The organism is Myxococcus sp. CA051A (genome assembly GCF_013336705.1).
In the GTDB taxonomy this organism is placed as follows: domain Bacteria; phylum Myxococcota; class Myxococcia; order Myxococcales; family Myxococcaceae; genus Myxococcus; species Myxococcus llanfairpwllgwyngyllgogerychwyrndrobwllllantysiliogogogochensis.
Map to the genome: position 1 here is coordinate 340,287 of NZ_JABUMS010000004.1, position 25,425 is coordinate 365,711.

Annotated in this window: 21 protein-coding genes; 8 read left to right on the plus strand and 13 right to left on the minus strand. The window is 69.6% G+C overall.

Annotated features, from left to right (window positions below; genetic code table 11):
* The first annotated feature begins 5 nt into the window (after nt 1–5).
* Nucleotides 6–1,001, plus strand: coding sequence for a hypothetical protein (locus HUA74_RS45150; RefSeq protein ID WP_217443452.1), 996 nt, complete (start codon nt 6–8; stop codon nt 999–1,001).
* 58 nt (nt 1,002–1,059) lie between these two features.
* Here HUA74_RS45150 and nadE read toward each other — a convergent pair whose 3' ends face one another.
* The 10 genes from nadE to HUA74_RS14985 form a co-directional block, all read right to left on the minus strand.
* Nucleotides 1,060–2,055, minus strand: a complete 996-nt coding sequence (gene nadE, locus HUA74_RS14940; RefSeq protein WP_174455051.1) for an NAD(+) synthase — start codon at nt 2,053–2,055, stop codon at nt 1,060–1,062.
* 23 nt (nt 2,056–2,078) lie between these two features.
* Entirely contained in the window at nt 2,079–3,656 is a 1,578-nt protein-coding gene (locus tag HUA74_RS14945; RefSeq protein ID WP_174455052.1) for a class I adenylate-forming enzyme family protein, read from the minus strand.
* An 82-nt stretch (nt 3,657–3,738) separates the two neighbouring features.
* Complete coding sequence (asnB, locus tag HUA74_RS14950; RefSeq protein ID WP_174455053.1) at nt 3,739–5,715, minus strand: asparagine synthase (glutamine-hydrolyzing); 1,977 nt, start codon at nt 5,713–5,715, stop codon at nt 3,739–3,741.
* Nucleotides 5,716–5,728: 13 nt separating this feature from the next.
* Nucleotides 5,729–5,980 carry an acyl carrier protein gene (locus HUA74_RS14955; protein ID WP_141647593.1) on the minus strand — a complete coding sequence of 84 codons (252 nt, stop codon included), beginning with the start codon at nt 5,978–5,980 and terminating at the stop codon, nt 5,729–5,731.
* A gap of 90 nt (nt 5,981–6,070) precedes the next feature.
* On the minus strand, nt 6,071–6,661 hold the full coding sequence (locus HUA74_RS14960; RefSeq protein WP_141647594.1) for a DapH/DapD/GlmU-related protein: 591 nt from the start codon (nt 6,659–6,661) through the stop codon (nt 6,071–6,073).
* The gene (locus tag HUA74_RS14965) at nt 6,658–7,128 is read right to left on the minus strand and encodes an acetyltransferase (protein WP_253991709.1); all 471 of its coding nucleotides are present in this window, start codon (nt 7,126–7,128) and stop codon (nt 6,658–6,660) included. Before HUA74_RS14965 ends, HUA74_RS14960 begins: the two co-directional genes overlap by 4 nt.
* Nucleotides 7,129–7,207: 79 nt before the next feature.
* Nucleotides 7,208–8,071: a hypothetical protein gene (locus HUA74_RS14970; protein ID WP_174455054.1), complete on the minus strand. Its 864-nt coding sequence runs from the start codon at nt 8,069–8,071 to the stop codon at nt 7,208–7,210.
* A gap of 209 nt (nt 8,072–8,280) precedes the next feature.
* Nucleotides 8,281–10,683 (minus strand): ABC transporter permease, encoded by a 2,403-nt coding sequence (locus HUA74_RS14975; RefSeq protein WP_174455055.1) that lies wholly within the window; start codon nt 10,681–10,683, stop codon nt 8,281–8,283.
* A gap of 171 nt (nt 10,684–10,854) precedes the next feature.
* The gene (locus HUA74_RS14980) at nt 10,855–11,535 is read right to left on the minus strand and encodes a hypothetical protein (protein ID WP_174455056.1); all 681 of its coding nucleotides are present in this window, start codon (nt 11,533–11,535) and stop codon (nt 10,855–10,857) included.
* Between the two features lie 168 nt (nt 11,536–11,703).
* Nucleotides 11,704–13,197 carry a mechanosensitive ion channel family protein gene (locus tag HUA74_RS14985; protein WP_174455057.1) on the minus strand — a complete coding sequence of 498 codons (1,494 nt, stop codon included), beginning with the start codon at nt 13,195–13,197 and terminating at the stop codon, nt 11,704–11,706.
* An 81-nt stretch (nt 13,198–13,278) separates the two neighbouring features.
* Here HUA74_RS14985 and holB point away from each other — a divergent pair, with 81 nt between their 5' ends.
* The 4 genes from holB to HUA74_RS15005 all read left to right on the plus strand — a co-directional run bounded on the left by holB (nt 13,279) and on the right by HUA74_RS15005 (nt 16,809).
* Complete coding sequence (gene holB / locus HUA74_RS14990) at nt 13,279–14,313, plus strand: DNA polymerase III subunit delta' (protein ID WP_174455058.1); 1,035 nt, start codon at nt 13,279–13,281, stop codon at nt 14,311–14,313.
* Complete coding sequence (gene holA, locus HUA74_RS14995; RefSeq protein ID WP_174455059.1) at nt 14,310–15,626, plus strand: DNA polymerase III subunit delta; 1,317 nt, start codon at nt 14,310–14,312, stop codon at nt 15,624–15,626. The genes holB and holA overlap by 4 nt, the downstream gene beginning before the upstream one ends.
* Nucleotides 15,627–15,687: 61 nt before the next feature.
* Nucleotides 15,688–16,149, plus strand: coding sequence for a hypothetical protein (locus HUA74_RS15000; protein WP_174455060.1), 462 nt, complete (start codon nt 15,688–15,690; stop codon nt 16,147–16,149).
* Between the two features lie 111 nt (nt 16,150–16,260).
* The gene (locus HUA74_RS15005) at nt 16,261–16,809 is read left to right on the plus strand and encodes an AraC family ligand binding domain-containing protein (RefSeq protein ID WP_174455061.1); all 549 of its coding nucleotides are present in this window, start codon (nt 16,261–16,263) and stop codon (nt 16,807–16,809) included.
* Here the strand turns inward: HUA74_RS15005 and HUA74_RS15010 are convergent.
* Nucleotides 16,772–17,578 carry an NRDE family protein gene (locus tag HUA74_RS15010; protein WP_174455062.1) on the minus strand — a complete coding sequence of 269 codons (807 nt, stop codon included), beginning with the start codon at nt 17,576–17,578 and terminating at the stop codon, nt 16,772–16,774. The genes HUA74_RS15005 and HUA74_RS15010 overlap by 38 nt on opposite strands.
* Nucleotides 17,579–17,693: 115 nt before the next feature.
* Here HUA74_RS15010 and metG point away from each other — a divergent pair, with 115 nt between their 5' ends.
* The 3 genes from metG to HUA74_RS15025 all read left to right on the plus strand — a co-directional run bounded on the left by metG (nt 17,694) and on the right by HUA74_RS15025 (nt 21,886).
* Entirely contained in the window at nt 17,694–19,826 is a 2,133-nt protein-coding gene (gene metG, locus HUA74_RS15015; protein ID WP_174455063.1) for a methionine--tRNA ligase, read from the plus strand.
* Nucleotides 19,827–20,138: 312 nt separating this feature from the next.
* Nucleotides 20,139–21,113, plus strand: a complete 975-nt coding sequence (locus HUA74_RS15020) for a HEAT repeat domain-containing protein (protein WP_174455064.1) — start codon at nt 20,139–20,141, stop codon at nt 21,111–21,113.
* Complete coding sequence (locus tag HUA74_RS15025; RefSeq protein ID WP_174455065.1) at nt 21,110–21,886, plus strand: TatD family hydrolase; 777 nt, start codon at nt 21,110–21,112, stop codon at nt 21,884–21,886. Before HUA74_RS15020 ends, HUA74_RS15025 begins: the two co-directional genes overlap by 4 nt.
* On the opposite strand, the gene HUA74_RS15030 is transcribed toward HUA74_RS15025, so the two are convergent.
* Nucleotides 21,873–23,825 carry an HD domain-containing phosphohydrolase gene (locus HUA74_RS15030; RefSeq protein ID WP_141648334.1) on the minus strand — a complete coding sequence of 651 codons (1,953 nt, stop codon included), beginning with the start codon at nt 23,823–23,825 and terminating at the stop codon, nt 21,873–21,875. The genes HUA74_RS15025 and HUA74_RS15030 overlap by 14 nt on opposite strands.
* A 6-nt stretch (nt 23,826–23,831) precedes the next feature.
* Nucleotides 23,832–25,394, minus strand: a complete 1,563-nt coding sequence (locus HUA74_RS15035; protein ID WP_174455066.1) for a 3'-5' exoribonuclease YhaM family protein — start codon at nt 25,392–25,394, stop codon at nt 23,832–23,834.
* Between the last annotated feature and the right edge of the window lie 31 nt (nt 25,395–25,425).

Sequence of the window (25,425 nt, forward strand, 5' to 3'; positions counted from 1 at the left end):
CGCGAATGAATGCACTGCGTTATGGGCTCGTGGCAGGCGCGTCATTGTGTCTGTGGGCCACTCTTGCCGCCGCGCAGCAACAGTCCCTCACCGGCGTCTATGCCAGAGAGGGCGGCACCCTCGCGGTGCTCGAGGGCGACAACCAGACACTCGTCCAATACACATCAACTTTTCCACAAGGAAAGGGCATGGGTGAATGTGACTGCACCCTGTCCGTGCGGAAGAAGTCCGCGAAGGATTGGACACTGTCTACTTTTCAACCTGGAGGCACTTGGACGCTGAGTCTGGAATCCGAGCGGCTGGTGTTGAAGGGTCCTGGGACGGGGTGCTGCGGGGCGGGGTGGTCCGGCCAGGATGGCTTCTCGCGTTCATCCTCGACGGCGCTGGCGACGTGCAAGGTGAAGGCGGCGCAGGCGGCGCTGAAGACGGTGGATGGGGCGAATCGCGGCGCGGCGCTGGCATCGGGTGAGGCGGTGCAGGTGTTCGCGGAGTCACCGCCGCCGGACGTGGTGCCCGTGCGCGTCGTGCAGGGGAAGCAGGTGCGGGTGGGGCAGCTGGCGTACTCGGAGCTGGACTGTCCCGTGCGCGCGGGTGGCGAGGCCTCGGCGGCTTCTGGCGCCATGGATGTGAAGGCGCTCGTGGGCCGGTGGGTGCAGGTGCATCGCAAGGGGAAGGGCTATGTCATCGACCAGCCCTGTGGCTCTGCCATCCCCGCGGTGACGGTGAAGTCGGACGGCGCCCTGGAGGTCGACTTCGGGCAGGACAGCCTCGCAGGCAAGCTGACGGCCGTGAAGGCGGGAACCGCTGGTGCGTCCACGCTGGAGGTGGCGTACGCGGGAGGCACGCGAGAGACGCTGCAGTGGTCGGTGGCGGACGCGAAGCGCAACGTGGTGCGTCTGCAGGGCGGCCAGGACTTCTTCCGCAAGGGCGAGCTGTACGTCCGCGACGACGCGCGAAAGGGCATTCCTGTCCGCGCAGAGGCTTGCGACGAGTTCGAATGAGCGGCGCGCCGGGCGGGAGGCGGTGGAGTGCCTCCCGCCACTCGGGCGGGCTCCGGGCTCAGCCGAGCTTGTACGGCTCCAGCTCCGGCACCTTCTCCAGCAGCAGCGGCGGCGAGTGGAGGTAGGCCGTGCTGCGGCGCTTCTGGTCGATGTCGTCGTAGACGCGCTGCACCTGCGTGGGCGTCAGGCCCATCACCTGCGCGGCTTCTTCCGTGGACACCGCGTGGTTCTTGGCCCACATCAGCAAGTCCAGCTGCGAGTAGTGCACGGAGAAGTAGAAGTCCTCCTGCGACTGGGGAAGGCTGAACGTGTCCGTGGTCGGCTCGCCGCTGGTGATTTCGTCGATGACGCCCAGGTGTTTGGCCAGCTTGTATGTCTGGGTTTTGTAGAGGCCGGCGATAGGCTTTACATCCGCTGCGCCGTCGCCCAGCTTCACGAAGAAGCCCTGGTCATACTCCAGACGGTTGGGCGTGCCCGCCACCGCGAAGTTCAGCCGGTCCGCGTGGAAGTAATCCATCATCTTCCGCGTGCGCTGCTTGAAGTTCGTCGCGGCGACAATCTGCGTATACGCCTGGGGCGGCAGCCGGAAGCGGCGCTCCTCTCCATTCACTTGCACCACGACGTAGAAGAAGTTCACCGCGTCCGTGTTCAGCCGGTCGCCGTGCATGACAATCTTCCACTTCATGTCGGGCGTGAACTCAGGGAAGACGGACTGCACCGCCTCGTCGCGCTGCCGGTAGCAGCCGGCGGCCTCGAGGATGGGGGCGATGTCGTGGAGCTGGTACTTGATTCCAAGCTTCTCGCAGAGCTTGCGGCCCAGCTGCGAGCTCCATCCGCTGGAGTCCTTCTCCGGCAGGAGGATGCCGAAGACGCGCTCGGGCCCCAGCGCGCGCACGGCCAGCGCCGCGACACATGCGGAGTCGATGCCGCCGGAGATCGCCACCACGAGGCCGCGCTTGCGCAGCTTCTTCAGCACCGTCTCGCGCAGCCCTTCGGACAGCTCGGTGGCTTTCGCCTCCCAATCCAGTTCCAGCACCTGCTTGGAGAAACTCATTGTGTGGACCCCTCTCAATCCCTTCACGAAGAACCGACCGACGAATATTGGGTGCGCAGCTCCGCCTTGAGCACCTTCCCACTGGGCCCGCGCGGCAGCGCCCCCACGAACACCACGTGCCGGGGCACCTTGTGCGCCGGCAGCGACTCCCTGCAGAACCGCCGCAGGTCGTCCTCCTTCACCTCGACGCCCTCCTGGAGCACCACCACGGCGCAGGCCGCCTCACCCCCCAGCGCGTCCGGCACGCCGACGACGGCGACCTCTCGCACCGAGGGGTGCCGTGCGAGCTGATGCTCCATCTCCGCGGGGCTCACCCGGTGGCCGCCCACCTTGAGGATCTCCTTGGCGCGGCCGACGAGGAAGATGAAGCCGTCCGCGTCCCGCCACGCCAGGTCGCCCGTCCAGAGCAAGCCATCCCTGAGGATGGCCGCCGTCTCCTCGGGGTCGCCCAGGTAGCCCGGTGTCACGTTGGCGCCGCGCGCCACCAGGTGGCCCGTCTCGCCCGTGGGCAGTGCCTTGCCGTCCTCGCCCACCACGCGCAGCTCGACACCGGGAATCGCCACGCCGATGGAGCCGGCCTTCTCCGTGGCGCGGGTCGGTGGCAGGTAGCTCAGTCGCGCGGTGGCCTCGGTCTGCCCATACATGACGTACAGCTCGGCGGGGTAGAGCGCGTCACGCGTCCACTGAATCGTGTCGGGTGACATGCCGCCGCCGGCTTGAGTCGCGTAGCGCAGCCGCAGCTTCGACAGGGCCTCCGCGCCGGCCTGTCTGCGCAGGAGCTCGAAGGTGAGCGGCACGCCGGCGAAGCCCGTGCTCTTCTCCGCCACCATCGCCTCCAGCACGACCTGCGGGTACATGAAGCGCGGGTCCAGGAACACCGAGCCGCCCACGAGCAGGTGAGTCTGGAGGACGCTCTTTCCGTAGCAATAGTGCAGGGGGAGGACCAGGTGCGCCCTGTCACGGGAGGACAGGCCCAGGTACTCGACGATGGAGCGCGTGTTCGCGGCGATGTTGCCGAAGGTCTGGATGACGCCTCGGGGTGTGCCCGTGCTGCCGGACGTGTAGACGATGGACGCGTGGGCGTGGGCCGGCGTCACGGGCAGCGCGTCCAGCGGCGTCACCTGGGTGTCTGCGTCCAGTGCTCCGTCTTCCTGCACCCAGGTGCACGTCGCGGGTGACAGCGCCTGGAGCATCCGCTCGGGTGGGCGCGCGGAGTGCACCACGTACAGGTGTCCCAGTCCTGGCTTGCCCGCCCACTTGCGTGTGTCCTGCCCGAAGATGAAGGCGTGGCGTGCGCCGGTCTGCGTGAGGATGGCGTCGACGGACGTCGCTCCCGTCTCCCGGTCCAGCTCCACCGCGCATGCGCCCAGCGACTGCACCGCGAGCGCGGCCACCGCGCCCGCCGAGCCCAGGGGCAGGGCGATGAGCACCTTGTCTCCGGGGATCACGCCCGCTGCTTGCAGGTGTCCCGCGAGGGCCCGCATCCGTTCGGTGAGCTGTCGATACGTGAGCCGTGTCCACGGTGAGTCTACCGCCGACGCGTCCGGCGTTCGCTCCGCATGGCCAAGCACCCATGCGGGTGCGGAGTCCGTCGCGCTCATGAGCCCTCTCGTCCCCAGGCAGGGGCGGCCGTCTGGCGCTCGGCATGGCCAGGCACCCACGTGGGTGCGGAGTCCGTCGCGCTCATGCGGCCTCCAGCACCACGGCGTCCACGTCGGCCTGCGGCAGCGGACGTGGTGTGAGAAAGTGCTGCGCGAGCAACTGCGTGGACGCGATGGCGAACAGGGCCATGGTGTCGGCCTCGCTCTCCGCCGCGTTGGGCGCGCGCAGCTTGGCCACCAGTCGCTCCGCCTTGCGTGCGTCGAAGACGCCCACCTTCGCGATGGCCTCTGGCGCCAGCAGCTCCCTGGCCCATGCGGGCGCCTCCGGCCCCACCAGTGCTCCGGCGATGGGGGCGCGGTACGGGAACTTGCTGCGCTCCAGGATGGACGCGGGGACACGGCCCTGGGCGAACCGCTTGAGGACATGCTTCTCGTCCAGCCCCTTCAGTCGCACGCGCTCGGGGATTCGCGCCGCCAGCTCCATCACCGCTGTGTCCAGGAAGGGGAAGCGTCCCTCCACCGCGTTGCCCAACAGCATGCGGTCGCCCTGCGCGGACAGCAGATATCCGGACAGCAGCGTCTTCGCCTCCAGGTACTGCGCGCGCGCCAGGGGCCGCCACGAGGCCACGTGTTTCGGCACCGTCGCCAGCACCGAGGCCATCGGGTCCTCGTCCACCACGCTCGCCGCGAAGTCCGGCGCGAGGAACCGGAGGATTCGACCGCTGTTGGACCAGCGCACCAGATGCGAGAAGCCCAGGCTCCCCGGGTCCTCCAATCCCATGCCGAAGAACTCGCGCAGCAGCTCCACGTTCTGCTGGCTCACCGACAGGGTGGGGTAGAGCTTTCGCAACAGCAGGGGCCGCCACTTCGACTTCGGCTGCCGCGCCCAGAACTGCCGGACCTTCGTCTCCTTGAAGAGGTCATAGCCGAGGAACATCTCGTCCGAGCCCTCTCCTGTGAGCACCACCCGGATGCCGTTCTCCCTCACCCACTCGCTCAGCCTCAGGAAGGGTGCGGGCGCCGAGCGCATCATCGCCTGCTCCGCGTGGAAGATGACGCCGGGCACCAGCGTGCCGATGTCTCCGTCCCTCATCTCCACCACGCGGTGCTGCGTGCGCAGTTGCTCCGCCACCGTGGCCTGATGCTGACGCTCGTCGAAGCGCGCGTGAGCGAAGCCCACGGAGAACGTCCGCAGCGTCCCGCCCAACTGCTCCTGCGCCAGCGAGCACAGGAGGCTGGAGTCCAGTCCACCCGACAGGTACGCCGCCACCGGCACGTCCGCGCGCAGCCGCAGCCGCACGGCGCGCTCCAGCGCCTCGCCCAGCTCCTCCTGGATGCGCTCGTTGCTTGCCGTGCTCGGCTCCACGCCGAAGTCCAGGTCCCAGTAGCGGAACGTCTCCAGCGTCCCCGCGCGGAACCGCGCCGAGTGCGCGGGCGGCAACAATCGGACGCCCTCGAACGAGGTGCGCGGCGCCACCGGCGACCACAGCTGGAAGGTCTGCTTGAGCCCACGCGCGTCCAGGGACGGCGTCACCAGCCCGCTGGCGAACAGGGCCTTGGCCTCCGAGCCGAACGCCAGGTGTCCCCCGGGCAGCTCCGCGTAGAACAGCGGGCAGATGCCGACCCTGTCTCGCGACATCCACAGCGTGGCGTCACGCGGGTCCCACAGCGCGAAGGCCCACTGGCCCTCGAAGCGGCGCACGCAGTCGATGCCCCACGCCAGGAACGCCGCGAGGATGACCTCCGTGTCCGAGCGCGTGCGGAAGGCGTACTGCCCCGACAGCTGCTCGCGCAGCTCCACGTGGTTGAAGATCTCTCCGTTGAAGACGACGGTGAGTCCCGTCGCCGCGTCCCGCATGGGCTGGTGTCCGCCCTCCAGGTCGACGATGGACAGCCGCGTATGGCCCAGGGCCACGCCGTCCAGCAACAGGGCCCGCTGCGCGTCCGGGCCCCGGTGGCGGATGCTGGCCGTCATCCGGCGCAGCCGCTCGGCGGATTCCGCCCGCGCGGCCCCGGCGCCCCCTCCCGCCGGGTAGGTGAAGCCCGCGATGCCACACATGGCGCGCTCGCTCTCAGCCGACCTGCGGCAGGCGCTGCTGCTTGCGCTCGACGAAGGCGACGACGCGCGTGAGCGAGTCCAGGTTCTCCGGCACCAGCTCCTTGTCCTCCAGCTTGATGCCGAAGTCCTGCTCCAGGAACGCCACCAGCTCCATCATCCCCGTGGAGTCGATGAGGCCCTTGCGCAGGAAGGAGTCGTCATCGCCGAACTCGTCCACGAAGAACGTGTCGACGATGAAGGTACGAATGCGTTCACGAATGCTCACGGTAGGAAGTCCTGTCTGGAAATACGGTGGAAGGGTGCGGAAGCAATCCGGGCGTGAAGAAGACGCACCCGGGAAAAAGGCTTGAGGCGCTCAGCTGCCTGTGTCGCGAGCAACCAGCTCCAGGCTCATGTTGCGTGCGGGATTGCCCATGGCCAGCGTGTCGGGCGGCACGTCCTGGGTGACGATGCTGCCGGCGGCGACCACCGAGCGAGCCCCCACGCGCACCCCGGGCATGATGATGGCGCCATGGGCCACCCAGACGTCGTCCTCGATGACGATGGGCGCGGTGTGGTGTCCATCCCGGTCTCCCACCCGGATGAACGACGCGAACATGCACCGGGCTCCCACGCTCACCGACTTCCACGCCTCCAGAGAGACACCGTAGTTGAACTGGGTCTCCTCGCCGATGCTGAGGCGCGCGCCCGGATGGCACACGAGCGAGCTGGGCAGCATTCCGCCCACGAAGGTGAGCCGGTCTCCCAGCACCATCTCCCCCGCGTTGTGTACGGAGATGGGCCCGTACGCGGCCACGTTGTGCCCCACCGACTGGACGGCGCGGAACAGCCAGCGGGCGCGCACCATCGCCACCGCGCGCTGGGCCCGAGGCTCCACGGACTTGCGCAGCGCTTCCAACTGGGCCACCACGGCAGGCACCCGGACGAATGGCATTCGCGACGTCATCCCGTCACCTCCCTGCGCAACACCCGGGCGGGCGCGCCGCCCACCGTCACGCCCGCGGGAATCTTGCGGGAGATGACGGTGCCGGGCGCCACGGTGCAGCCCTTCTGGAGCTGCGCTCCTGGCAGGAGGATGGCGCGGCTGCCCACCGTCACCCCCTCCGCGATGACCATCGGCACCGACGGAGGCCGCTCGTGGCGGTTGCCCCTCAGCGGGTGGTGCTGGTTGTCCATCGCCTTGATGAATGCCCCCAGCCTCGCGCCCGGGCCCACGGTGATGGAGCTCAGGGCCTCCAAGGAGGCGCCGCCTTCGATGGCGACGTCGTCCCCCAGGATGATGAGGCTGTCGCTGGACATGGCGTGAAGCTCGATGGGAGCCAGCCGTCCATCCAGCACCACGCGGGAGCCCACGTGCACGCGGCCCGCGCCGTGAATCCACACGCGGCCCAGCACCGTGGGCGAGTCCCCCACCTCCTGACATCGCCTCAACTTCAGGCGGGACAGGAGGCCCCCGAGCTCGCGCGACAGTGATTGATGGAACGGCATCATGTCACGGCGTGGCTTGGACAGCGGGGATGGGAGGCTGCACGACGGGCGCGGGCAGGCCCGCCAGGAAGTTGAGCAGCTCCTTCGCCAGCCGCGCCTGCGCCGTCGCATTGAGGTGGCCGCCGTCGTCCGAGTAGCCCGGCACCATCGCCGGCCACGTCTGCCCGTTCAGCTCGTAGGTCTCCTGTGTCCCGTCGGGCGCCGTGGACTCCAGGCGCGCCAGGTCGAAGAGGGGCTCCTTGCCGCCATACGCCTTGCGCATCAGCTCGTTGAACGTCTCGCGCTGCACGTTCTCGGCGATGCCCCACACCGGTCGGCCGAGCAGCTCCTTCAGCCACGCCTTGGCGCCTCGCTGCACCGTGGTGAGCGGCGCGGTGACGTGGACGAACGTGGTGCCCGGGTGACGCGCCTTCAGGCCCTCCATCGCGACGCGGTACTTCTCGAACAGCGCGCGCGTGTCCGTGGCTCCGTTGAAGTCGATGTAGCAGAACTTGAAGAACGCCACGTCCGTCGACTTCGCGAGCCCCGCGTCCATCATCCGCTCGAAGTCGGCGATCTTCGACTCGGGCTTCTCGTTCTGTCCCACCATGGCGTGGGCCAGGGTGCCGGGCGCCAGCGACTCGGTGGGGCTCTGGACCTCCACCACGCGCGGCACCAGTCCCTGCGGGGAGGCGGGAAGCTGCTTCACTCCGTCGAGGATGTTGCCGCCCACCGACTGGTGTCCGAAGAAGATGCGGCGGCTCGCCAGCTTCTCCATCGGGGCGCTCGTCTCCGCGGCGTTCGCCGCCGCGCCATGCAGAACCATGAGCAGCATGGCGGGCAACACCAGCGCGCTCACGCGAACCAGAAAGGTCCAGTCGAAGTGCATGCGGACTCTTAAACCCTTCCATCGCCAAGCGTCAAAGGGCCCACTGTCCGGGACGTCCGCTGGTGCGCTCCTCGTCACCCAAGCAAGGGGATGGGGTGAACTCAACCCACGTGTTCGTCAGCCCAAGGAGCGACGGAGACCAGGGGCTTGACGCTGATGGGGAAGGGCGTTCCGCACTGCCCCTCCCCACACGGCGAGTCGTGGCGGTGCTACTCCGCCCGCAGCGAGATGGACGGCGACACGCGGCTGGCGCGCAGCGCGGGGAACCACGTGGCCATGAGCGACACGCTCGCGAGCACCGCGGCGACACTGACGTAGACGCCAGGTTCGTTGGCCTGCACGCCGTACAACAGCGTCGTCAGGAGCCGCATGCAGCCGAACGCGGCCAGCAGCCCCACGCCCACGCCCACCAGCGTGAGCTGGAGTCCCTGGCGCATCACCAGCCCGAGCACCTGTCTGGGATGCGCGCCCAACGCCAGGCGGATGCCCAGCTCCCGCGTGCGCTGACCCACCGCGTAGGCCATGACGCCGTAGACACCCACGCCGGCCAGGATGACGGCGAGCAGCGCGAAGGCCGCGAGCAGTCTCGCCGTGGCCAGGGGCCGCGAGAGCTGGCGGTCCATCCGGTCCGCGAACGGCGCCAGGTCATAGATGGGCTGCTCGGCGTCCACGGCCTTGAGCTCCTGGCGCACAGACGACACCAGCATCGACGGCTCGCGCCGCGTCCGCATCAGCACCGACATGGTCTTCACCGGATACTGCTCATAAGGCAGGTACGCCTCAGGCGTGGCGGGCTCCGTCAGGCGGAAGTGGCGCACGTCCTCCACCACGCCGACGATTTCGCGGAAGGAGCCGGAGTCGCTCCAGTCCAGTCGCACCCTGCGCCCCAGGGCGTTGCCGCCCTCCAGGAACGCGCGCACGAAGGCCTCGTTGACGATGATGGTGGGAGCGCCCTTCGCGGAGTCCTGGGCGCCGAACTCCCTCCCCTGGCGCACGGCGATGCGCATCGCACGGAAGTAGTCAGGGGAGGCCACGCGGAACTCGGTGAGGTAGCGGTCGGTGTTCTGGTCCATCGCGCCCTCCAGGGTGAAGTTTCCGTTGGCGTTGGTTCCTCCCAGGGGCGCGTCGTTGACCAGACCCACCGCTTCCGTGTCGGGCAGCGCGCGCAGGCGCTCCAGCAACTCGCCGTAGAAGCCTCGCAGCCGGTCGGGGGTGCCGTACTTCACCTCGGGCAGTGACAGCCGCGCTGTCAGCACGCCTTCCGCGTCGAACCCCGGGTCCACCGCCTGCACGTTGCGCAGCGTCTGCACCATCAGCACCGTGCCCACCAGCAGCACCAGCGCCAGCGCCAGTTGCACCGCCACCAGCGCGTTGCGCAGGGGGTGGTTGGCGCGGGCGCCCACCGCGCTCCCGGACTGCTTCAACAGCGGCAGCACATCCATGCCGGCGGTGTGCAGCGCGGGCGCGAGGCCGAAGAGGAGCCCGGCGCCCACGGAGAGGGCGAGGCTGAACAGCAGCGCCGGGACACTCAGCTCCACGGGCGCCATGCGCAACATCGACTGGGGCAACAGCGCGCGCACCAGCTCCATGCCCCACAGCACCAACAGCAGACCCAGGGCGCCACCGAAGAGGCCCAGGAGCACGCTCTCCGCCAGCGCCTGCTGCATCCGGCGGCCCCGACTGGCGCCGAGCGCGGCGCGGATGGCCCCGTCCCGCTGCCGCGCCAGGGCGCGTACCAGGAGCAGGTTGGCCACGTTCGCGCAGGCGATGAGGAGCACGAAGCCCACCGCTGCCCAAAGCGTCCACAGCACCGGGCGGCTGCTGGACGTCAGGTACTGCTGCCACAGCGCCGACGTCACCTTGTGCGGCTTCTCACCCGGTTCGGTCCGGGCGATGGCCAGGGCCACCCGCAGCAGGTCCTCCGTCGCCGCTTCCAGCGTGACGCCCGGCGCCATCCGCCCCACCACCTGCATGTAGTGGTTGCCGTGGGCCTCCGGGTCCAGCCAGTGGGGCTGCCAGAGGTCCGCGTCCTCGTTGAACTCAGGGAAGGTGAAGCCCTCCGGCAGGATACCCACCACCGTGTGGGTGCGCCCGTCCAACTGCAACGACGAGCCCACCGCGTCCGCCGCGCCACCGAGCGACTTTCGCCAGAAGCGATGGCTCACCACCACCACGCTCGAGCTGTTGCCAGGTTGCGCGTCCTCGTCCAGGAAGTCTCGCCCCTGGGCGGGGGCGACCCCCAGCAGCTTGAAGAAGTTGGTGGTGACGCGGCCCGCGCGGACCCGTTCGGGAGTGTCGCCCCCCGTGCGGCTCAAGTCCTGCCGGGTGAAGCCCGCGAGCCCGGTGAAGCCGCGGCCGTGCTCCCGCCAACCGAGCAGCTCGGGAGGCGAGAGGGAGGCGGTGCTGATGACCTCCTGCTTGCACCACAGGCGAACCAGTTGCTCCGGCATCTGGAACGGAAGCGGCCGCAGCAGCATGGCGTGGATGGCGCTGAAGAGGACGGTGTTCGCGCCGATGGCCAGCGCGAGCGTCAATACGGCGGCCAGCGTGAAGCCCGGGGAGTGTCTCAGCGTGCGCAGCGCGTAACGGAAATCCTGGCGGAGCGAGTCCATGGCGGCCTCTCAAAGCGAAGGCCGTGCCAGTCTCTCACGCCAGGAAACCCCCTGGCTTCCCAGGGAGGTCCCCCGCGTATCCGCGAAGCGCCTTCGCGGATACGGGAAGTCGCGTCCCGGAAATGAACACCGGCCCCGTATCGACCTGGGTCGGACGGGGCCGGCGAGCCTTCAGTTCCGGTTCCAGCAGCCGGCGATTTCCTCGCATGCGAGGAGGACGTCGTTCAGCCGGCGCTGCTGGGACTTGGGCGCCACGAAGAGCCGGCCGGCGAACACGTCGAACACGCCGACCAACCGAGGGTCCACGGGGCCCCGCTGCTCCAGCCGCTCCTCGGCGAAGCGGTGGAGCACGGTGGCGATGTACTGGCCGGCGCGCTCATCCAGCGGCGCGTGCTTGGAGAAGTAGAGCTTCAGCACGCCCGAGCGCATCTGCCCGCGCGCATCCACGCCGCGCAGCAGCACTTCCGGCCGGACCTTGACCGAGACACCGGCGACTTCCAGGGGCGCCGGGTCCAGGTCCGCCGGACTGGCGACGGCGCACGAGACGAGGTCGTCCGCGGCGGCGAGGCAGCGCTGGAGGGCCTCGGCGCACAAGGCCAGTCGGTGCGCGTCGAAGTCGGAGTCGGGCTGGGCATTGAGCAGCCGGCGCTGGTGGTAGCGGAGGATGACCTCGTCACGGCCCTCGCAGAGGTACTCGGTGATGGCCTGGGCGGCCGCGGGGTAGCGCAGGTACTGGGGGTCCACGGGGTTGCGCTGCCCGTGGATGATGCGCTTGCGGAGGGACGGCGTTCCGGTGAGGTACTGGCCCAGCTGGTTGACGGAAACGCACGGGGTCTCACGAAGGGTGGTCATGTCGACTTCCTTTCCGGTAGCGAGAATGAGGACATACTACCGGAGGGGTCTGACATTCCCTCTGACGGGGGCGGCGCCGGAGACACCGCCCGATGGACTCCCTGACGGGTAGGGCGAGCAGGCCCAACCGGGGCGCGAAGGGCCCCCGGGGACGAGGGTCTCCAGGGCCTACTCGTGCGACGCGTGCAGCCCGAAAATCTGGCGCAGCCGGCCCAGAATCCGGCCCACTTCAGCGGGGATGGGGTCCGTGCCGGCGCCGCTGGCCTGGGCCACGGCGCGCAGCTGGGTGCGCCGCTGGGCCAGGATGGCGGAGAGCTGCCGGGCCAGTCCGGGGTGTTCGGCGAACAGCCGCGCGAAGGTGGGGCGGTCCACCTCGAGCAGCAGCGAGTCCTCCAGGGCGACCACGGTGGCCGCGCGCTTCTCTCCGGTGAGCAGCGACATCTCCCCGAAGTAGCCTCCCTGGCCCAGGCGAGTGACTTCCGCCTGGGACTTGCCCGCGCGCACGCTGACCTCTCCGGAGGCGAGCACGTAGAAGGTGCGGCCGTCGTCGCCCTCCTGGATGACGTGCTCGTCGCGGCCGAAGCGGCGCACGTGGACCTCCTGGCCCAGCCGCTCCAGGTCCGCGTCCGCCAGGGGCTCGAACAGGTCCACCGCGCGCAGCAGCCGCAGCACGGTGTGCGCGGGCAACTCCGGCCTGAGGGCGTCCTCGCGCATGCGCACCACGCGATGGGGCACGGGCGGCTCCACGCCGTCGCGCCGCAGCCGGTACCACAGCCGCGTGTAGACCTCCGCCGTGACGGCGTCCGCGAGCGAGAAGTCATTCACGAAGAAGCGGACCATGTAGCGCACGCACTGCTCGTCGAACGCGAGCGTGCGGGCGATGGGCGCGGGGTCCACCAGGACTTGGGGAATCTCCCGCACCACGTCCAGCAGCGCCGCCTTCATCACGTTGGGAGGGGTGTCGTAGGTGGCCCGCACCTGCGCGTCCACGCCCACCGGCTCCCGGTCCTGGGAGAAGGTCTTGAGCTGCTCCTTGGCCACCATCGAGTTGGGCAACGTCACCAGCTCGCGGCGGAACGTCATGATGCGGATGGAGCGCCAGTTGACCTGGGCCACGCGTCCGGTGTGCTCGCCGATGCGGATGAAGTCGCCCACCTCGAAGGGCTTGTCGAGCTGCAGCGACAGGCCCGCGAAGAGGTTGCCCAGCGTCTCCTGGAGCGCCAGACCGATGACCACCGACAGCACCGCCGACGTGGCCACCAGTCCCGTGAGATCCAGGTTGAGCTGCGTCTGGAGGATGGGGACCGCGGCCAGCGTGTAGAGCAGGAAGTCGATGACGTTGCGAAGAATCTTCGGCGTCGCCACGCCCGAGGAGCGCAGCCGCATCAGCTTCAGCCCGAAGCCCACGCTTGCCCGGATGACGCCGAAGGCGAACGTCAGCATCCAGGCCACCTGCAGCGCCTTCATGGGCCCGGGGGGCGTCGTGTGCGGCAGGGCCCAGGCGGCCACTCGCACCACGAGGAACATCACCAGCAGTCGGAGGGCCCCGGTGAGGTCCCGCTTCAGGTCCGCGTCGCCGCTGGAGGCTCGCGCGCCCAGCAGGAGGAGGACCAGGACCGCTCCCACGGCCAGCGACAGATTGCTCTGGAGGAAAGGCAGCAAAGCCCCCCGACTCTGGCCCGCGCTCGCATGAGGGTCAAGGCAGCGGTTGACGCGTGGCGCGCAAGCAGGGATACACGCGCCATGACGCTCGCATCGGTGCTGGGACAGCCCCGCGCGATTGATTCACTTCAGGCGGCACTTCGCGGTGGTGCGGTGCACCATGCGTATCTCTTCGCTGGGCCGGAGGGGGTGGGCAAGGAGCTCGCGGCCGTGGGGCTCGCCCAGGCACTGACCTGCCCCGAGCAGCCGAACGTGGGCTGTGGCGCCTGCGCGAGCTGCGTGCGGGTGGCGCGCGGACTCCATCCCGACGTCACGTGGGTGATGCCGGACGATGAGCGCGTGTCGCGCGGGCTGGCGGGGCGCTCGGACTTCACGGGCACGCCGAGTCGTGAACTTCGCGTGGAGCAGATTCGTGGGCTCCAGGAGCGGCTGGCCCTGCGCGGCCTGGAGTCTCGTCGCAAGGTGGCCATCGTCATCTCCGCGCAGGCGATGAACGTGCAGGCGCAGAACGCGTTCCTCAAGACGCTGGAGGAGCCTCCGTCGGAGACCACGCTGGTGCTGGTGGCCAACGCCATGGACAAGCTCCTGCCCACCATCCGCAGCCGGTGCAGCAAGGTGCACTTCGGTCCGCTCTCCGTGGAACTCGTCGCCGAGCGCGTGCGCACCGAGCGCAAGCTGGACGCGGACACCGCGCAGCTCGCGGCCATCATGGCCGGTGGCAGCCTGGGCCGCGCGCTGGCGCTGGACGTGGAAGCGTTGGCGCGACGCAAGGACGTCGTCACCGCCTTCGAGTCCCTGCGCGGCGAGAACGCGGTGGGCCTCTTGCGCTTCGCGGACGAGCACGGCGGCTCGCGCGAGGACGCGGAGGCGACCTTGGAGTTGCTGGTGTTGTGGACGCGCGACGTGGCGCTGGTGAGGGCCGGTCGCGAGGACTCGCTGGCGAACCGGGACCTGCGCTCGCTGGCGGTGGAGGTGGCCTCGCGTATTTCCGATGCGGGGCTGCACCGTCGCCACGCGCTGCTGGAGGCGGCGCGCGCGGCGGTGGCTCGCAATGGCGCGCCCCGGCTGCAGTTGGAGCGGATGCTCATCGACCTGTTCACGGAGACCGCACGATGAGCTCGGACCTGGACGACGTGCTCGCGGGCGTGAAGGCCGGCAAGGTCTCTCCGCTGTACCTGCTGTGGGGCGAGGAGTACCTGGTCCGCAAGGGCGCCGACGAGCTGGTGAAGGTGCTCGTTCCCGACGCGGCGGTGGGGCTCAACCTGGTGACGCTGGACGCGGGCAGCCCGCGCGAGGTGGCGCAGGAGCTGGCCACCATGCCGCTGTTCCCTGGCCGCAAGGTCGTCGTCGTGAGGGACCCGGAGTTCCTCGCGCCGAAGAAGGGGCGGGGAGATCCGCTGGCCAAGGCTCGCGAGGCGTGGAAGGCGGGCAAGCGCAAGGAAGGCGCGCGGAGACTGCTGGCGCTGGCCGCGCGCGCGGGGTGGGGCGTGGACCGGTTGGACCCGTCCGCGTCTGGCGCTCCGTCGGTGGAGCAGTGGAAGGAAGAGCTGAACGTCGACCTCGCCGAAGCGGACGTGGCCTTCCTCAAGGAGGCCGTCGCCTTCTGCAAGGAGGAGCGCATCACCGCGCCGGAGGGCGACGCCACGGTGCTGATGGACCTCATCCAGAAGGGAGTCCCCGCGGGGCACTCGCTGGTGATGGCGGCCACGGAGGTGGACGCGAAGAATCCGCTGGTGAAGCTGGTGCAGGACAAGGGCCACGTCGTCGAGCGCAAGGTGGCCGCTCGCCACAAGGACCTGGACCTCTCCGACATCGCCAAGGAGTTCCTGGCGCCCTTCAAGAAGAAGCTGGGGCCCGGCGCGCTGGAGGAACTCAAGGAGCGCGTCGGCGGCAACATCCGCCTGCTCCAGTCGGAGCTGGAGAAGCTGGCCACCTACTCGGATGGGCCGGCCATCGAGCGCTCCGATGTCGTCTCCCTGGTGCACCACGCTCGCGAGGAGGAGTTCTTCGAGCTGTCCGAGGCGCTCCAGAAGCGGGACTTCCGCGGCGCGCTGTCGTACGCCGAGGATGCGATGGGGCAAGGGACCCATGCGCTCCAGTTGCTGGGCGCGGTGGCCTCCATCGTTCGCGGCCTGCTGGAAGCCCACGAGTGGATGTTCCGCTACGCCGGGGGCACCCCCCCACGCACCGCGAAGGACGTGGAGGCCCGGGTGTTTCCCAAGCTGGAGGCGGAGTTGAAGGGCACGCGGCGCAAGATGCCCAACGCCTGGGCGCTCACGTTCAGCATGAAGGCCGCCGCCGGCTACGAGCGCAAGGAGCTGCTGGGCTCGCTGGTGGCGTGCGCGGAGGCGGACCTGTCGCTCAAGTCTTCCGGCAATGGGCGGCTCGTCATCGAGCGCCTCCTGGCCACGGTGTGCCTCGGCGCCTGAGGAGCGGGCGGGCGGCGGGGGACGTGCACTTGGCGTCTGGCTCGGGTAGAGGAGGCCGGGTATGGCGGACAAGCGTCGCTTCGACCTCTTCGCGGACTTCATCGTGTCGCGCTTCGTGGCCCCTCGCGTCTTCGACGTGGCGGGAGGCCAGGGGCGTCTCAACGAGGCGCTGACCCGGCGCGGTCGGGCCGTCACCACCTTCGACCTGCGGCACAAGCACCTGCCGGTGACGTACGCCCAGCGCCCGTTCACGCTGGAGGAGCCGTGCGACGCGGAGCTGGTGGTGGGCATGCACCCCGATGGCGCCACTCGCATCATCATCGAGTACGCGGCCCGGCACGGCCTTCCCTTCGCCGTGGTGCCCTGCTGCTCCGACAACGGCATGCCCTACAACCCGTGGATGCGGCACCTGGCCGAGCTGGCTCGCACGGCGGGCTTCGCCACGGTGGAAGAGGTGCAGCTCTCCATGGACGGCCGTGCACGCGTCCTGGTGGGCGAGCCCGCGCCTGTCGCGCCGCGCTGAAGGGGACTGCCCGGCAGCGGACAGCAACCCGGGGCCTCGCGGCCAGCTGTGAGGGCCTGTCGTCGCGTCTAGCTTTCCTGACACCCGTGCATGACGGGGCGGGAGCAGGCCATGGCGACGGAATGGGACGGCTATGCGACGGCGCAGGTCTGGCGCCCGGTGTCGTATCCAGGGCTGGTGCTGTATCGGGTGAGTGGCCGAGCGAACTCCCAGGCGCTGCATGTCCACGATGAGCTCCAGCTCACGCTGGATGCCGGACATGTCCAGCAGGTGTCATGTGGCGGCGCTCGGCTGACTGCCCTGCCTGGAAGTCTGGTCGTCATTCCCCCGGGAGAGGTCCACGCGCTGCGCGGTGAAGGCGGGCGGCCGGGAGTGTTGTGCGGAATGCTGGTTCCGGCCGCGTTCCTGGGCGGTTCTTCTCCCTCGGGGCCGGAATCGGAGGACGAGCCTCCTGGAGAAGAGCTGCTGCTCGGAGGCTGCGCGGTGCTCGACGACCCGGAGGTGGCGCGGGACTTCGTCGCGTTGCACCGGGCGCTGAGGGCACCGGGACTCGAGAGGGAGCCCCGGCTGTGGGTCCTGCTGGCGGGCCTGCTGTCGCGACTGGGGCCGGGACGGGCGGGGCTTATGCTGGGGGGCGGGGCGCATCAAGCATCGCCGTGACGTTCTGCCAGGGCCCCTCGCAGGGGCGCGCCTCTGTCGTCAGGTAGTGCCCGACGCGTCCGGGAGCGAGGGCGACGATGGCCGAGGAGCGCGTGCCATAGGCCGGCGTGTGGATGCACAGCGCCTGGAGCTGCTGGCGGAAGTCCTGGGGAAACGACTCGCCGGAGAGCTGCGCGGGCAGGGCCTCCAGGGGAGGCAGCAGGTCGTCCGCCAGCAGGGCCTTCAGGCCTCCCTCGAACCGGGACCAGGGCTCGTGCACCAGCCCCTCGGCGAGCTTCCTTGCCCGCTGGACCTTGGGCAGCTCCGTCGAGTCGAGCACGTCGTTGGGCAGGACATGGATGCCCGGCGGGACATCCTCGCGTCGGAGTCGGGACTGTCCGGGCCGGGCATAGGCCACCCGGAGTGTCCGGGCGTCGCCATAGAGCAGGTTGAAGGGGAGGAAGTCCTCGCCGGAGAGCGTGTCCAGGTAGCGCTCGATGCCCTCGACCGTGCCCGCACCGAGGGCCTGGAGGACGACTTCGCCCCTCGAACGGGGGGCCGGGCCCCTCGCCTGCCCGCCGCGCTGGTTCGTCAGGCCCACGAAGAGGCCCTCGTTAGTAACGCCCATCCACGTCCCGCCGCGCTCCACGTCCCGTCCCCCCACGGCGCGGGGAGACTCCAGCAGGACTTGTGGGCCTGTCGCGGGACGCGCGAGGAGTTCGTCCCGGTTGGCCGCGAGCACCAGCGGCCACTCAGGATGGACCTGGCGAAGGATGATGATGGTGCACATGCGTTTCCGGTCGATAACATCCCCGGCCCCGCGGTGCATTCGTGCTCGCGGGCTCCACGCCGTCGATGACCTCGGCCCACCGAGCGGCTAATGTCCGCCGCCCCCAGGAGAGTCCATGGCGGAGAGAATCCTCGTCACCAGTGCGCTTCCGTACGCGAACGGCCCGCTCCACATCGGCCATGCCGTCGAGTACATCCAGACCGATATCTACGTCCGTTTCCTCCGCTCCAGCGGCAAGGACGTCGTCTACTTCTGTGCTGACGACACGCACGGCACACCCATCGAACTCAACGCGGCGAAGCAGGGCCTCAAGCCCGAGGACTTCATCGCCCGTTTCCAGGACGAGCATCAGAAGGACTTCCAGGACCTGGATGTCCGGTTCGACTACTTCCACTCCACCAACTCGCCGGAGAACCGCCAGTACGCGGAGCTCATCTACGGGCGGTTGAAGGAGAAGGGCGACATCGAGCGCAAGGACGTCGAACAGGCGTACTGCGAGAAGGACCGTCGCTTCCTGCCCGACCGCTTCATCAAGGGCACCTGTCCCAACTGCAAGGCCGTGGACCAGTACGGCGACGCCTGTGAGAAGTGCGGCAAGGCGTACAGCCCCACGGACCTCATCGACCCTCGCTGTTCCCTGTGTTCGACGCCGCCGGTGCGCAAAACGTCCGAGCACCTGTTCTTCAAGCTGTCTCGCCACGCCGACTTCCTGCAGGAGCTGCTGCGCAAGCCTGGCTTCATTCATCCCGGGCTCGCCGCGCAGCTCCAGGGCTTCTTCGAGAAGGGGTTGGCGGACTGGGACATCAGCCGCGACGGCCCCTACTTCGGCTTCGCGATTCCGGGCGAGACGGACAAGTACTTCTACGTCTGGCTGGACGCGCCCATCGGCTACATCGCCACGACGGAGAAGTGGGCGAAGGAGACGGGCAAGGCGAAGAGCGCGCTGGACTACTGGGCCAAGGACAGCGGCGCGCGCATCGTCCACTTCATCGGCAAGGACATCGTCTACTTCCACGCGCTCTTCTGGCCCGCGGTGCTGGACGTGGCGGGCCTGCACATCCCGAGTGAGATCAAGGTCCACGGCCACCTCACGGTGAACGGGGAGAAGATGTCGAAGAGCCGCGGCACCATGGTTCCGGTGCGCGACTACCTCAACCAGCTGGACCCCAGCTACCTGCGCTACTTCTACGCGGCCAACCTGGGCGCGGGCGTGGAGGACCTGGACCTCAACCTCAAGGACTTCCGTCTGCGGGTGAACGGGGAGCTGGTGAACAACGTGGGCAACCTTGCCAACCGCGCGCTGTCGCTGTTGGCCGGGCCGCTGGGCGGGACGCTCGCGCCAGGTCGGTCCGAGGGACCGGGCCGTGCGCTGGTGGAGTCCGTGCTCGCTCGTGTTCCCGAGGTTCGCGAGGCCTTCGAGAAGCTGGAGTACCGCAACGCCATCCGCGTCATCACGGACATCGCCTCCGCGGCGAATGCCTTCGTGCAGACGGCGGCGCCGTGGGCTCTGCTGAAGAAGGACGCGGAGGCCGCGCGCGCGGACCTGTCCGACGCCGCCGACGTGGTGTACCTGCTGGGCGCGCTGCTGGCGCCGGTGACACCTCGGTTGTCGGAGAAGCTGTTCGCACAACTGGGCGCCGCGCCGCTCACGTTCCAGGCGCTGGAGGGGGCGAAGTATCCGTTGCTGGATCGCAGCCGTCCCATCGGCACTCCGGAGCCGCTGTTGCCGCGACTGGAAGAGGACCGCGTCAACGCCATCATCGTGACGCCGCCGGGGGAGCCCGCCGCCACGCCCGCGCCCGAGGCGAAGAAGGCCGAAGGGGGCGGCAAGGAGAAGAAGGCCGAGAAGAAGCCGGCCGAGCCCGCGCCTGTCACTCAGGCGTCCTCGGGGGCAGGGGCCGCGGAGGCCGCTGGCTCGGGGGAGATTGAGTACGGGGACTTCGTCAAGGTGGTGCTCAAGTCCGGCAAGGTGCTGGCGGCGGAGAAGGTCGCCAAGGCGGACAAACTGCTCAAGCTCACTGTCGACGTGGGTGAACCGAGCGGTCCGCGCACCATCGTCTCCGGCATCGCGGAGGCGTTTGCTCCCGAGACGCTCGTCGGGCGCAACGTGGTGGTGGTCGCGAACCTGAAGCCGCGCAGCCTGAAGGGCATCGAGTCGAAGGGGATGCTCCTGACCGCGGGCCCTGGCGGCAAGGACCTGTCCTTGTTGGATCCGGGCAACGTCCCGCCGGGCAGCGAAGTGAAGTGATGTGTCGGTGGGCGGAGCGAACCTGCTCCGCTCGCCGGCCCGGTGCGGGCGCGTGGAGGCTGTCTCTCGCACGAGCCCGGGCCGACACGTCGCGGATGAGCGGAGCGGTCGAGTTCCGTCTCGCGAGACTCGGGGCTGGGTCTTTCCGGAGCGAGTTTCAGGTGAAGCGCTGGTAGAGCGGTCGTCAGCCGCATGTCGCTCCCGGGCTGTGGCTGTCCAGGGCGAGTCGTGACGGATGGGCGTGAGGTTGGGGCCATTCCCCACTCATGGGGCTCGGGGCCGCGAGGCAGCCGGGCAGCGAGGTGACTGGACGTGACGGATTGGCGTGCGGAGCGAGACCGGGCCTTGCTGACCCTTGAGCGCGAGAAGCGTCCGGCGTTCCGAGCGGAGGCGGCGCAACAGCTCCATCACCTCGCGTTGGAAGCCCCGTCGCCCGCGGCGGACTTCTCGGAAGTGGTGCCCCGGCTGCTGGCGGATGCCCAGCCGGAGGTGAAGCGCTCGGGTATCGCGTTGGCGACGGTGGTCCTTCCTCCCGAGGAGCTGCCCGCGCTGCTCATCTCCTACCTGCGGGACGCGGAGTCGCTGGTGCGCCTGGAGGCCACCGGACGACTGGCGGACCTGTACCGGCCGGAGCTGCGCGGGGCACTGGCGGGCATGCTCGAAGACTCCGTCCCCGAGGTTCGCTTCGAGGCCGCCCGGGGCATCGCCGCCCTCAAGCATCCGGCGGGACTCGACGTGCTCATCGACGCGCTCGACGCGGACCTGCTGCGCTTTCGCGCCCTCGGTGCCCTGGCCGAACTGGAGGACGCGCGCGCCCTGCCTGCCGTGAAGCGCCTGTTCGGCCGCTGGCTCCTGCCCGCCTTCGACAGGACCCAGGCCGCGGGTGTGCTCGCGAAGCTGGGTGACGCCGCGGGCTCGGCGCACCTGCTCCAGCGCTCGCGCAAGAAGTGGAGTCAGGACCGCGCCCTCGCCGTGGAGCTGCTCGGCGAAGTGAAGGCCCCCGGCGCGTTGGAGCGGTTGAAGGTCATCCTCGACGACGTGAAGGACTCCTGCCGTGGTGCCGCCGCGCGAGGCCTGGGTCGGCTGGGTGACCCTCGGGCGCTGCCCTGGCTGCTCGCGCTGCTTCAGGACGTGAGCGCGGACGAAGAGGACCGGTTGGATGCGGCCGATGGGGTGTGGCGTCTGGGGGACGAGGCGGGCCGCGAGCGTGTGCGCGCCTCGGTGAGCACCTTCACCTCACCCGAGGCCCGGCAGGAACTGGACGACTTGTTTCAGGAGGAGCCATGAGACTGGTGGATGCGCACTGCCACCTGGAAGTGAAGGACTTCGCGGACGTGGCCCCCGTGCTGGAGCGGGCGCGCGCCGCGGGCATCGTCCACGCCATCGTCGTCGGGCAGTTCCACGGCCCCGGCGAGTGGGGCAATGCGCTGGAGCTGGCCGCCGCGCATCCGGAGTTCCTGTCGCCCACGCTCGGCATCCATCCGCACGAAGCCGCGCGGGCCACGGAAGACGACCTGGCCACGCTGGAGCGCATCTGCGCCCGCCCGGAGGTGCGCGCCGTGGGCGAGGCCGGGCTCGACTACTACTACGACCACTCACCCCGTGAGGTGCAGGCCCGCGTCTTCCGGCACCAGTGCGCCCTCGCGGTGAAGCTGGGCAAGCCGCTGGTGGTCCACGTGCGTGACGCGCACGAGGACTGCGACGCGATTCTCGGTGAAGTGGGCGTCTCCCGAGGCGTCATCCACTGCTTCACCGGAGACACGGACGCGGCGCGGCGCTACCTGGACAGGGGCTTCTTCCTCTCGCTGTCCGGCGTCATCACCTACAAGAAGACGGAGGCGCTCCAGGACGCCGTGCGCTTCGCGCCGCTGGACAGGTTGATGGTGGAGACGGACAGCCCGTTCCTCGCGCCCGTGCCACACCGGGGGCGGAAGAACGAGCCCTCTCACGTGGTGGAGACGGCGCGGAAGCTGGCGGAGCTGAAGGGCGTGGCGCTGGAGACGGTGACAGAGGTCACCACCGCCAACGCCGCCGCCCTCTTCAACCTCACCCTGAGGTGACGCCGCCGGCCAGGGCCTGGAGGTCCTGGTCCATCTGCGGCACGTCGAGCAGCAGCGCGTCCGGGTCGTACTGGAAGTCGGCCTGCTTGAGCTTCAGAAGGGCCTGCAGCGCGGGCTCTCCGGTGTGGCCGCCGAAGGAGGCGAAGACGACGCGGCCTCCCTCCAGGTGGAGTGAGCCCTCCAGCGTGTGCTGACGTAGCTGGAGCTTGCCGCTCTTCTTTCCGCCACCCAGCGTGCGCAGCAGCTCGCGAGGAGGCAGCTCGTCGAAGCTGCCTCGCACCACGCGGCCCGGGCCGTTGTGCAGCACCCGGTCCTCGAGCATCGCGCGCACCGCCTTGGCCACCAGGGACTTGTCTCCGGGAGGCAGCAGCTCCGTGGCGCCGCCCATCATCAGCCGCTCGCGCGTGGACGCATCCGGCTCGCCCACCACGGCGATGGGCAGGCCCGCCGTCTCCGGCGTGGAGCGCGCCTGCTGGAGCAGGTCGAGCACCTCTTGCTGCCCCAGTCGCAGGCTCACGACCAGCACGTCGCAGTCCTGCCGGGCCAGCCCGTCCTGCGCGCCTTCCTGCGTGGACAGCGCGTGGGCCACCAGGCCCTGCTTGAGCACCGCCTCCAGCAGTTCGCCCCGGGCCGTCTCATCCGGCTCCACGACGAGCACCTGCCGGCCTTCGCTCTCCAGCCGGTGGCGCAAGAGTTCGCCGCTCTGGAGCTGGATGACGATGTCCGCCACCACGGGGTCATAGAGCACGCCTGAGTTCGTCTTCAGGTGCTCCAGCGCCTGCTCCTTCGTCAGCGCCTTGCCCAGCGCGTTGCCGGGGTTCTTCGTCAGCTCCAGGAAGCTGTCCACCGCGGCGAGGATGCGCGCGCCCAGGGTGATTTCCTCGCCCTTGGCGCCCTGCGGGGTGCCTGAGCCGTCCCAGGCTTCGTAGAGCTGCGCGAGGATGGTGTTGACCTGCGTGGGCAGGTGCACCGTCTCGAACAGCTTGGTGGGCGCGCGACAGGCCGCGCGGGCCTGGGCCTTCCACTCCGAGTTGACGGCATTGCTCGCGAGCGAGAAGTGCCGCTCGGAGGGCTTGCCCAGGTCATGCAGGTACGCGGAGATGGACAGCGCGGCCAGCTCCTTGTGGGGCATGCCCATGCGCTGGCCGACGATGCCCGCCTGCCGTGCGAGCTGCGCGGAGTGTCCCCGGTGGCGCTGGCGGTCCTGCTCCAGCAGCCCCACGAGGATGCCCAGCGTCTCCACGTAGTCGATGTCGCTGACCAGCCCGCGAGGGCCGCCCGGCTCACGCCGCTGCGTGGAGGAGGGACGCCCCGCCACCTGCGTGCCGCTGGCGCGCTGCAGCCGCATGCGCGCGTCCGTCTCCATCCGGAACGACAGGCTGGTACGGTTGCTGGTGGAGGTGCGGTTGTGCTCCGCGGCCCCCGTGCGCGACGTCGACTCGGTCGGGTTCGAGTGCGCGCTCGCCGACTCCAGCAGCGCGGCGAACGCGGTGGGGTCGCCGTAGTAGTGCTTGCGGATGGCCGCGGCGATGGCGCCGCGCAGGCCCACGTACGCGTAGACCTCCGACATGCCCGTGACGAGGGCAATCTCGTCCATCAGCGCCTTGTTCTGCGGCTCCGCGGCGACCACGGACAACAGCTTCCTGTCCGGGTCCACCGCGAGCGGCAGCACGTTCTGCGCCTCGGCCAGACGCACCGGGAGCCTGTCGAGCACCTCGGTGGGAATCTTCGCCTTGGCCAGCTTGTCCGCGCTCACGAAGCGCGTCTGGAACTCCGCGGCCAGGAAGCGCAGCAACGCCGCTTCCTGGAGGAGCCCCAACTCCACCAGACAATCCCCCAGCTTGTGGCCGGTGATCTTCTGGTGCTCCAGGGCCTGCTCCACGGCCCCGGCGTTGACGAGTCCTGCCTCGATGAGGCGCTCACCCAGCTTCTTCGCCATGACGACTCAGCTTTCCGAGGAGCCCTCTCCATTCTTGGATGTGGACTCGGAGGCGGGGGGCAATGACGTGAGCGCGCTGAAGGGCTTGAAGGTCAGCTCCTTGGGCAGGCCGCTCGGGTCGCGAGCCGGACGGTCCTCACGGGGAGGGCGGGGCGCACGCTCCTCGCGAGGCGGACGATCCTCACGCGGCGGGCGGTCCTCACGGGGCGGACGCTGCTCGTCCCGGGCACGCTCCTCGCGGGGCGGGCGCTCCTTGCGCGGCGGACGATCCTCACGGGGCGGACGCGGAGACTCCTCGCGCGCGGCGGGGGCGGTGCCCTCGGCGGGCGGCGTGCCCTGGCTCGGGGACTTCTCGCCCCGGGCCTTGCGCTTCTCCTCGCGAGACTTGCGACGGCCTCCGCCAGCGCCGCCACCCTCCACCGGAGCGCGCCCCCGGCTGGTGGGCGCGGGGCCCTTCCAGATCTGACGGTCGTAGTGGCGCAGCACGTCCGTCCACTTGTCGTTGGGGTCGCGCTGCATGGCCTCCAGCCACGAGGCAATGCGCGAGTCCAACGAGTCCAGCGCGTGGACGATGTGCGCCTCCAGCGTCATCGGCACCTTGGGGCTGCCGTACTCGAGCTGGCCGTGGTGGGAGATGACCAGGTGCGTGAGGTGCTGCTCCAGCAGCGGCGGGAAGCCGGGGATGGCCAGCGTCTTCTCGCGAATCTTCTGGGCCGTCATCACCAGGTGACCCACGAGCTTGCCTTCGTCCGTGTAGTCGAAGCCCTTGTCCGGCGAGATCTCCGCCACCTTCATCACGTCGTGCAGCAGCGCGCCCGCCAGCAGCAGGTCGCGGTCCGCCATGGGGTAGTGGTCCGCCACCCGCAGCGTCAGCCGCATCACCGACAGCAGGTGCTCGGCCAGACCGCCACGCCACGCGTGGTGCATGCCCTTGGCCGCCGGCGCCACCGGCAGCCCCGAGGCCACCTGCGGATCCTCCAGGAAGGCAATCAGGAGCTGCTTCACGTGCGGATCACTGACCCGCTCGTTGACGATTTCGCGGATGAGGCCCACGGCCCGGGCGCCACCACCACCCTCGTGACGGCCCTCGCCCTTGTCCGTCTTCTCTACCTTCTCGACCTTGTCCGCCTTCTCGGCGCGCGGCTCGGGAGCGGGCTTCGCCTCGGCGGCGGGCTTCGCCTCCGGGGGCGGGGCGGGGGGCGGCTCGAACTCCTTGGGGTCCAGGGGCTCGGGATCCAGGCGCTCCACGGCCTCCACGACAATCTGGGTGCGGCCGTGGAACTGGATGACGTTGCCCTGGACGAGCACGAAGTCGCCCGACTGGAAGGCGGGCTCGAGCGCGTCCACCTTGTCGAAGACGCGCGCGTCGACCTCGCCGCTCTTGTCGACGAGCGTCATGGCCAGGAACACCTTGCCACTTCGGGCCGTCACCTTCTCCTTCTTGGTGACGCGGAAGACAGTGTTGACGCGGTCCTTCTCACGCAGGTCGACCGCGTACACCTTGCGGACGGTCTCGACGGAACCTGCCGGGGTGGGGGTCGCGGTATCGGGGACGTTTTCGTTGGTCATCGCGGGCGCGGACACTAGCACCCCGGAAGGC

Coding starts and splice junctions, on each gene's coding strand:
- HUA74_RS45150 (WP_217443452.1), top strand. CDS start 6: ATGAATGCACTGCGTTATGGGCTCGTGGCAGGCGCGTCATTGTGTCTG.
- nadE (WP_174455051.1), bottom strand. CDS start 2,055: ATGAGTTTCTCCAAGCAGGTGCTGGAACTGGATTGGGAGGCGAAAGCC.
- HUA74_RS14945 (WP_174455052.1), bottom strand. CDS start 3,656: ATGAGCGCGACGGACTCCGCACCCGCATGGGTGCTTGGCCATGCGGAG.
- asnB (WP_174455053.1), bottom strand. CDS start 5,715: ATGTGTGGCATCGCGGGCTTCACCTACCCGGCGGGAGGGGGCGCCGGG.
- HUA74_RS14960 (WP_141647594.1), bottom strand. CDS start 6,661: ATGACGTCGCGAATGCCATTCGTCCGGGTGCCTGCCGTGGTGGCCCAG.
- HUA74_RS14970 (WP_174455054.1), bottom strand. CDS start 8,071: ATGCACTTCGACTGGACCTTTCTGGTTCGCGTGAGCGCGCTGGTGTTG.
- HUA74_RS14975 (WP_174455055.1), bottom strand. CDS start 10,683: ATGGACTCGCTCCGCCAGGATTTCCGTTACGCGCTGCGCACGCTGAGA.
- HUA74_RS14980 (WP_174455056.1), bottom strand. CDS start 11,535: ATGACCACCCTTCGTGAGACCCCGTGCGTTTCCGTCAACCAGCTGGGC.
- holB (WP_174455058.1), top strand. CDS start 13,279: ATGACGCTCGCATCGGTGCTGGGACAGCCCCGCGCGATTGATTCACTT.
- holA (WP_174455059.1), top strand. CDS start 14,310: ATGAGCTCGGACCTGGACGACGTGCTCGCGGGCGTGAAGGCCGGCAAG.
- HUA74_RS15000 (WP_174455060.1), top strand. CDS start 15,688: ATGGCGGACAAGCGTCGCTTCGACCTCTTCGCGGACTTCATCGTGTCG.
- HUA74_RS15005 (WP_174455061.1), top strand. CDS start 16,261: ATGGCGACGGAATGGGACGGCTATGCGACGGCGCAGGTCTGGCGCCCG.
- HUA74_RS15010 (WP_174455062.1), bottom strand. CDS start 17,578: ATGTGCACCATCATCATCCTTCGCCAGGTCCATCCTGAGTGGCCGCTG.
- metG (WP_174455063.1), top strand. CDS start 17,694: ATGGCGGAGAGAATCCTCGTCACCAGTGCGCTTCCGTACGCGAACGGC.
- HUA74_RS15025 (WP_174455065.1), top strand. CDS start 21,110: ATGAGACTGGTGGATGCGCACTGCCACCTGGAAGTGAAGGACTTCGCG.
- HUA74_RS15030 (WP_141648334.1), bottom strand. CDS start 23,825: ATGGCGAAGAAGCTGGGTGAGCGCCTCATCGAGGCAGGACTCGTCAAC.
- HUA74_RS15035 (WP_174455066.1), bottom strand. CDS start 25,394: ATGACCAACGAAAACGTCCCCGATACCGCGACCCCCACCCCGGCAGGT.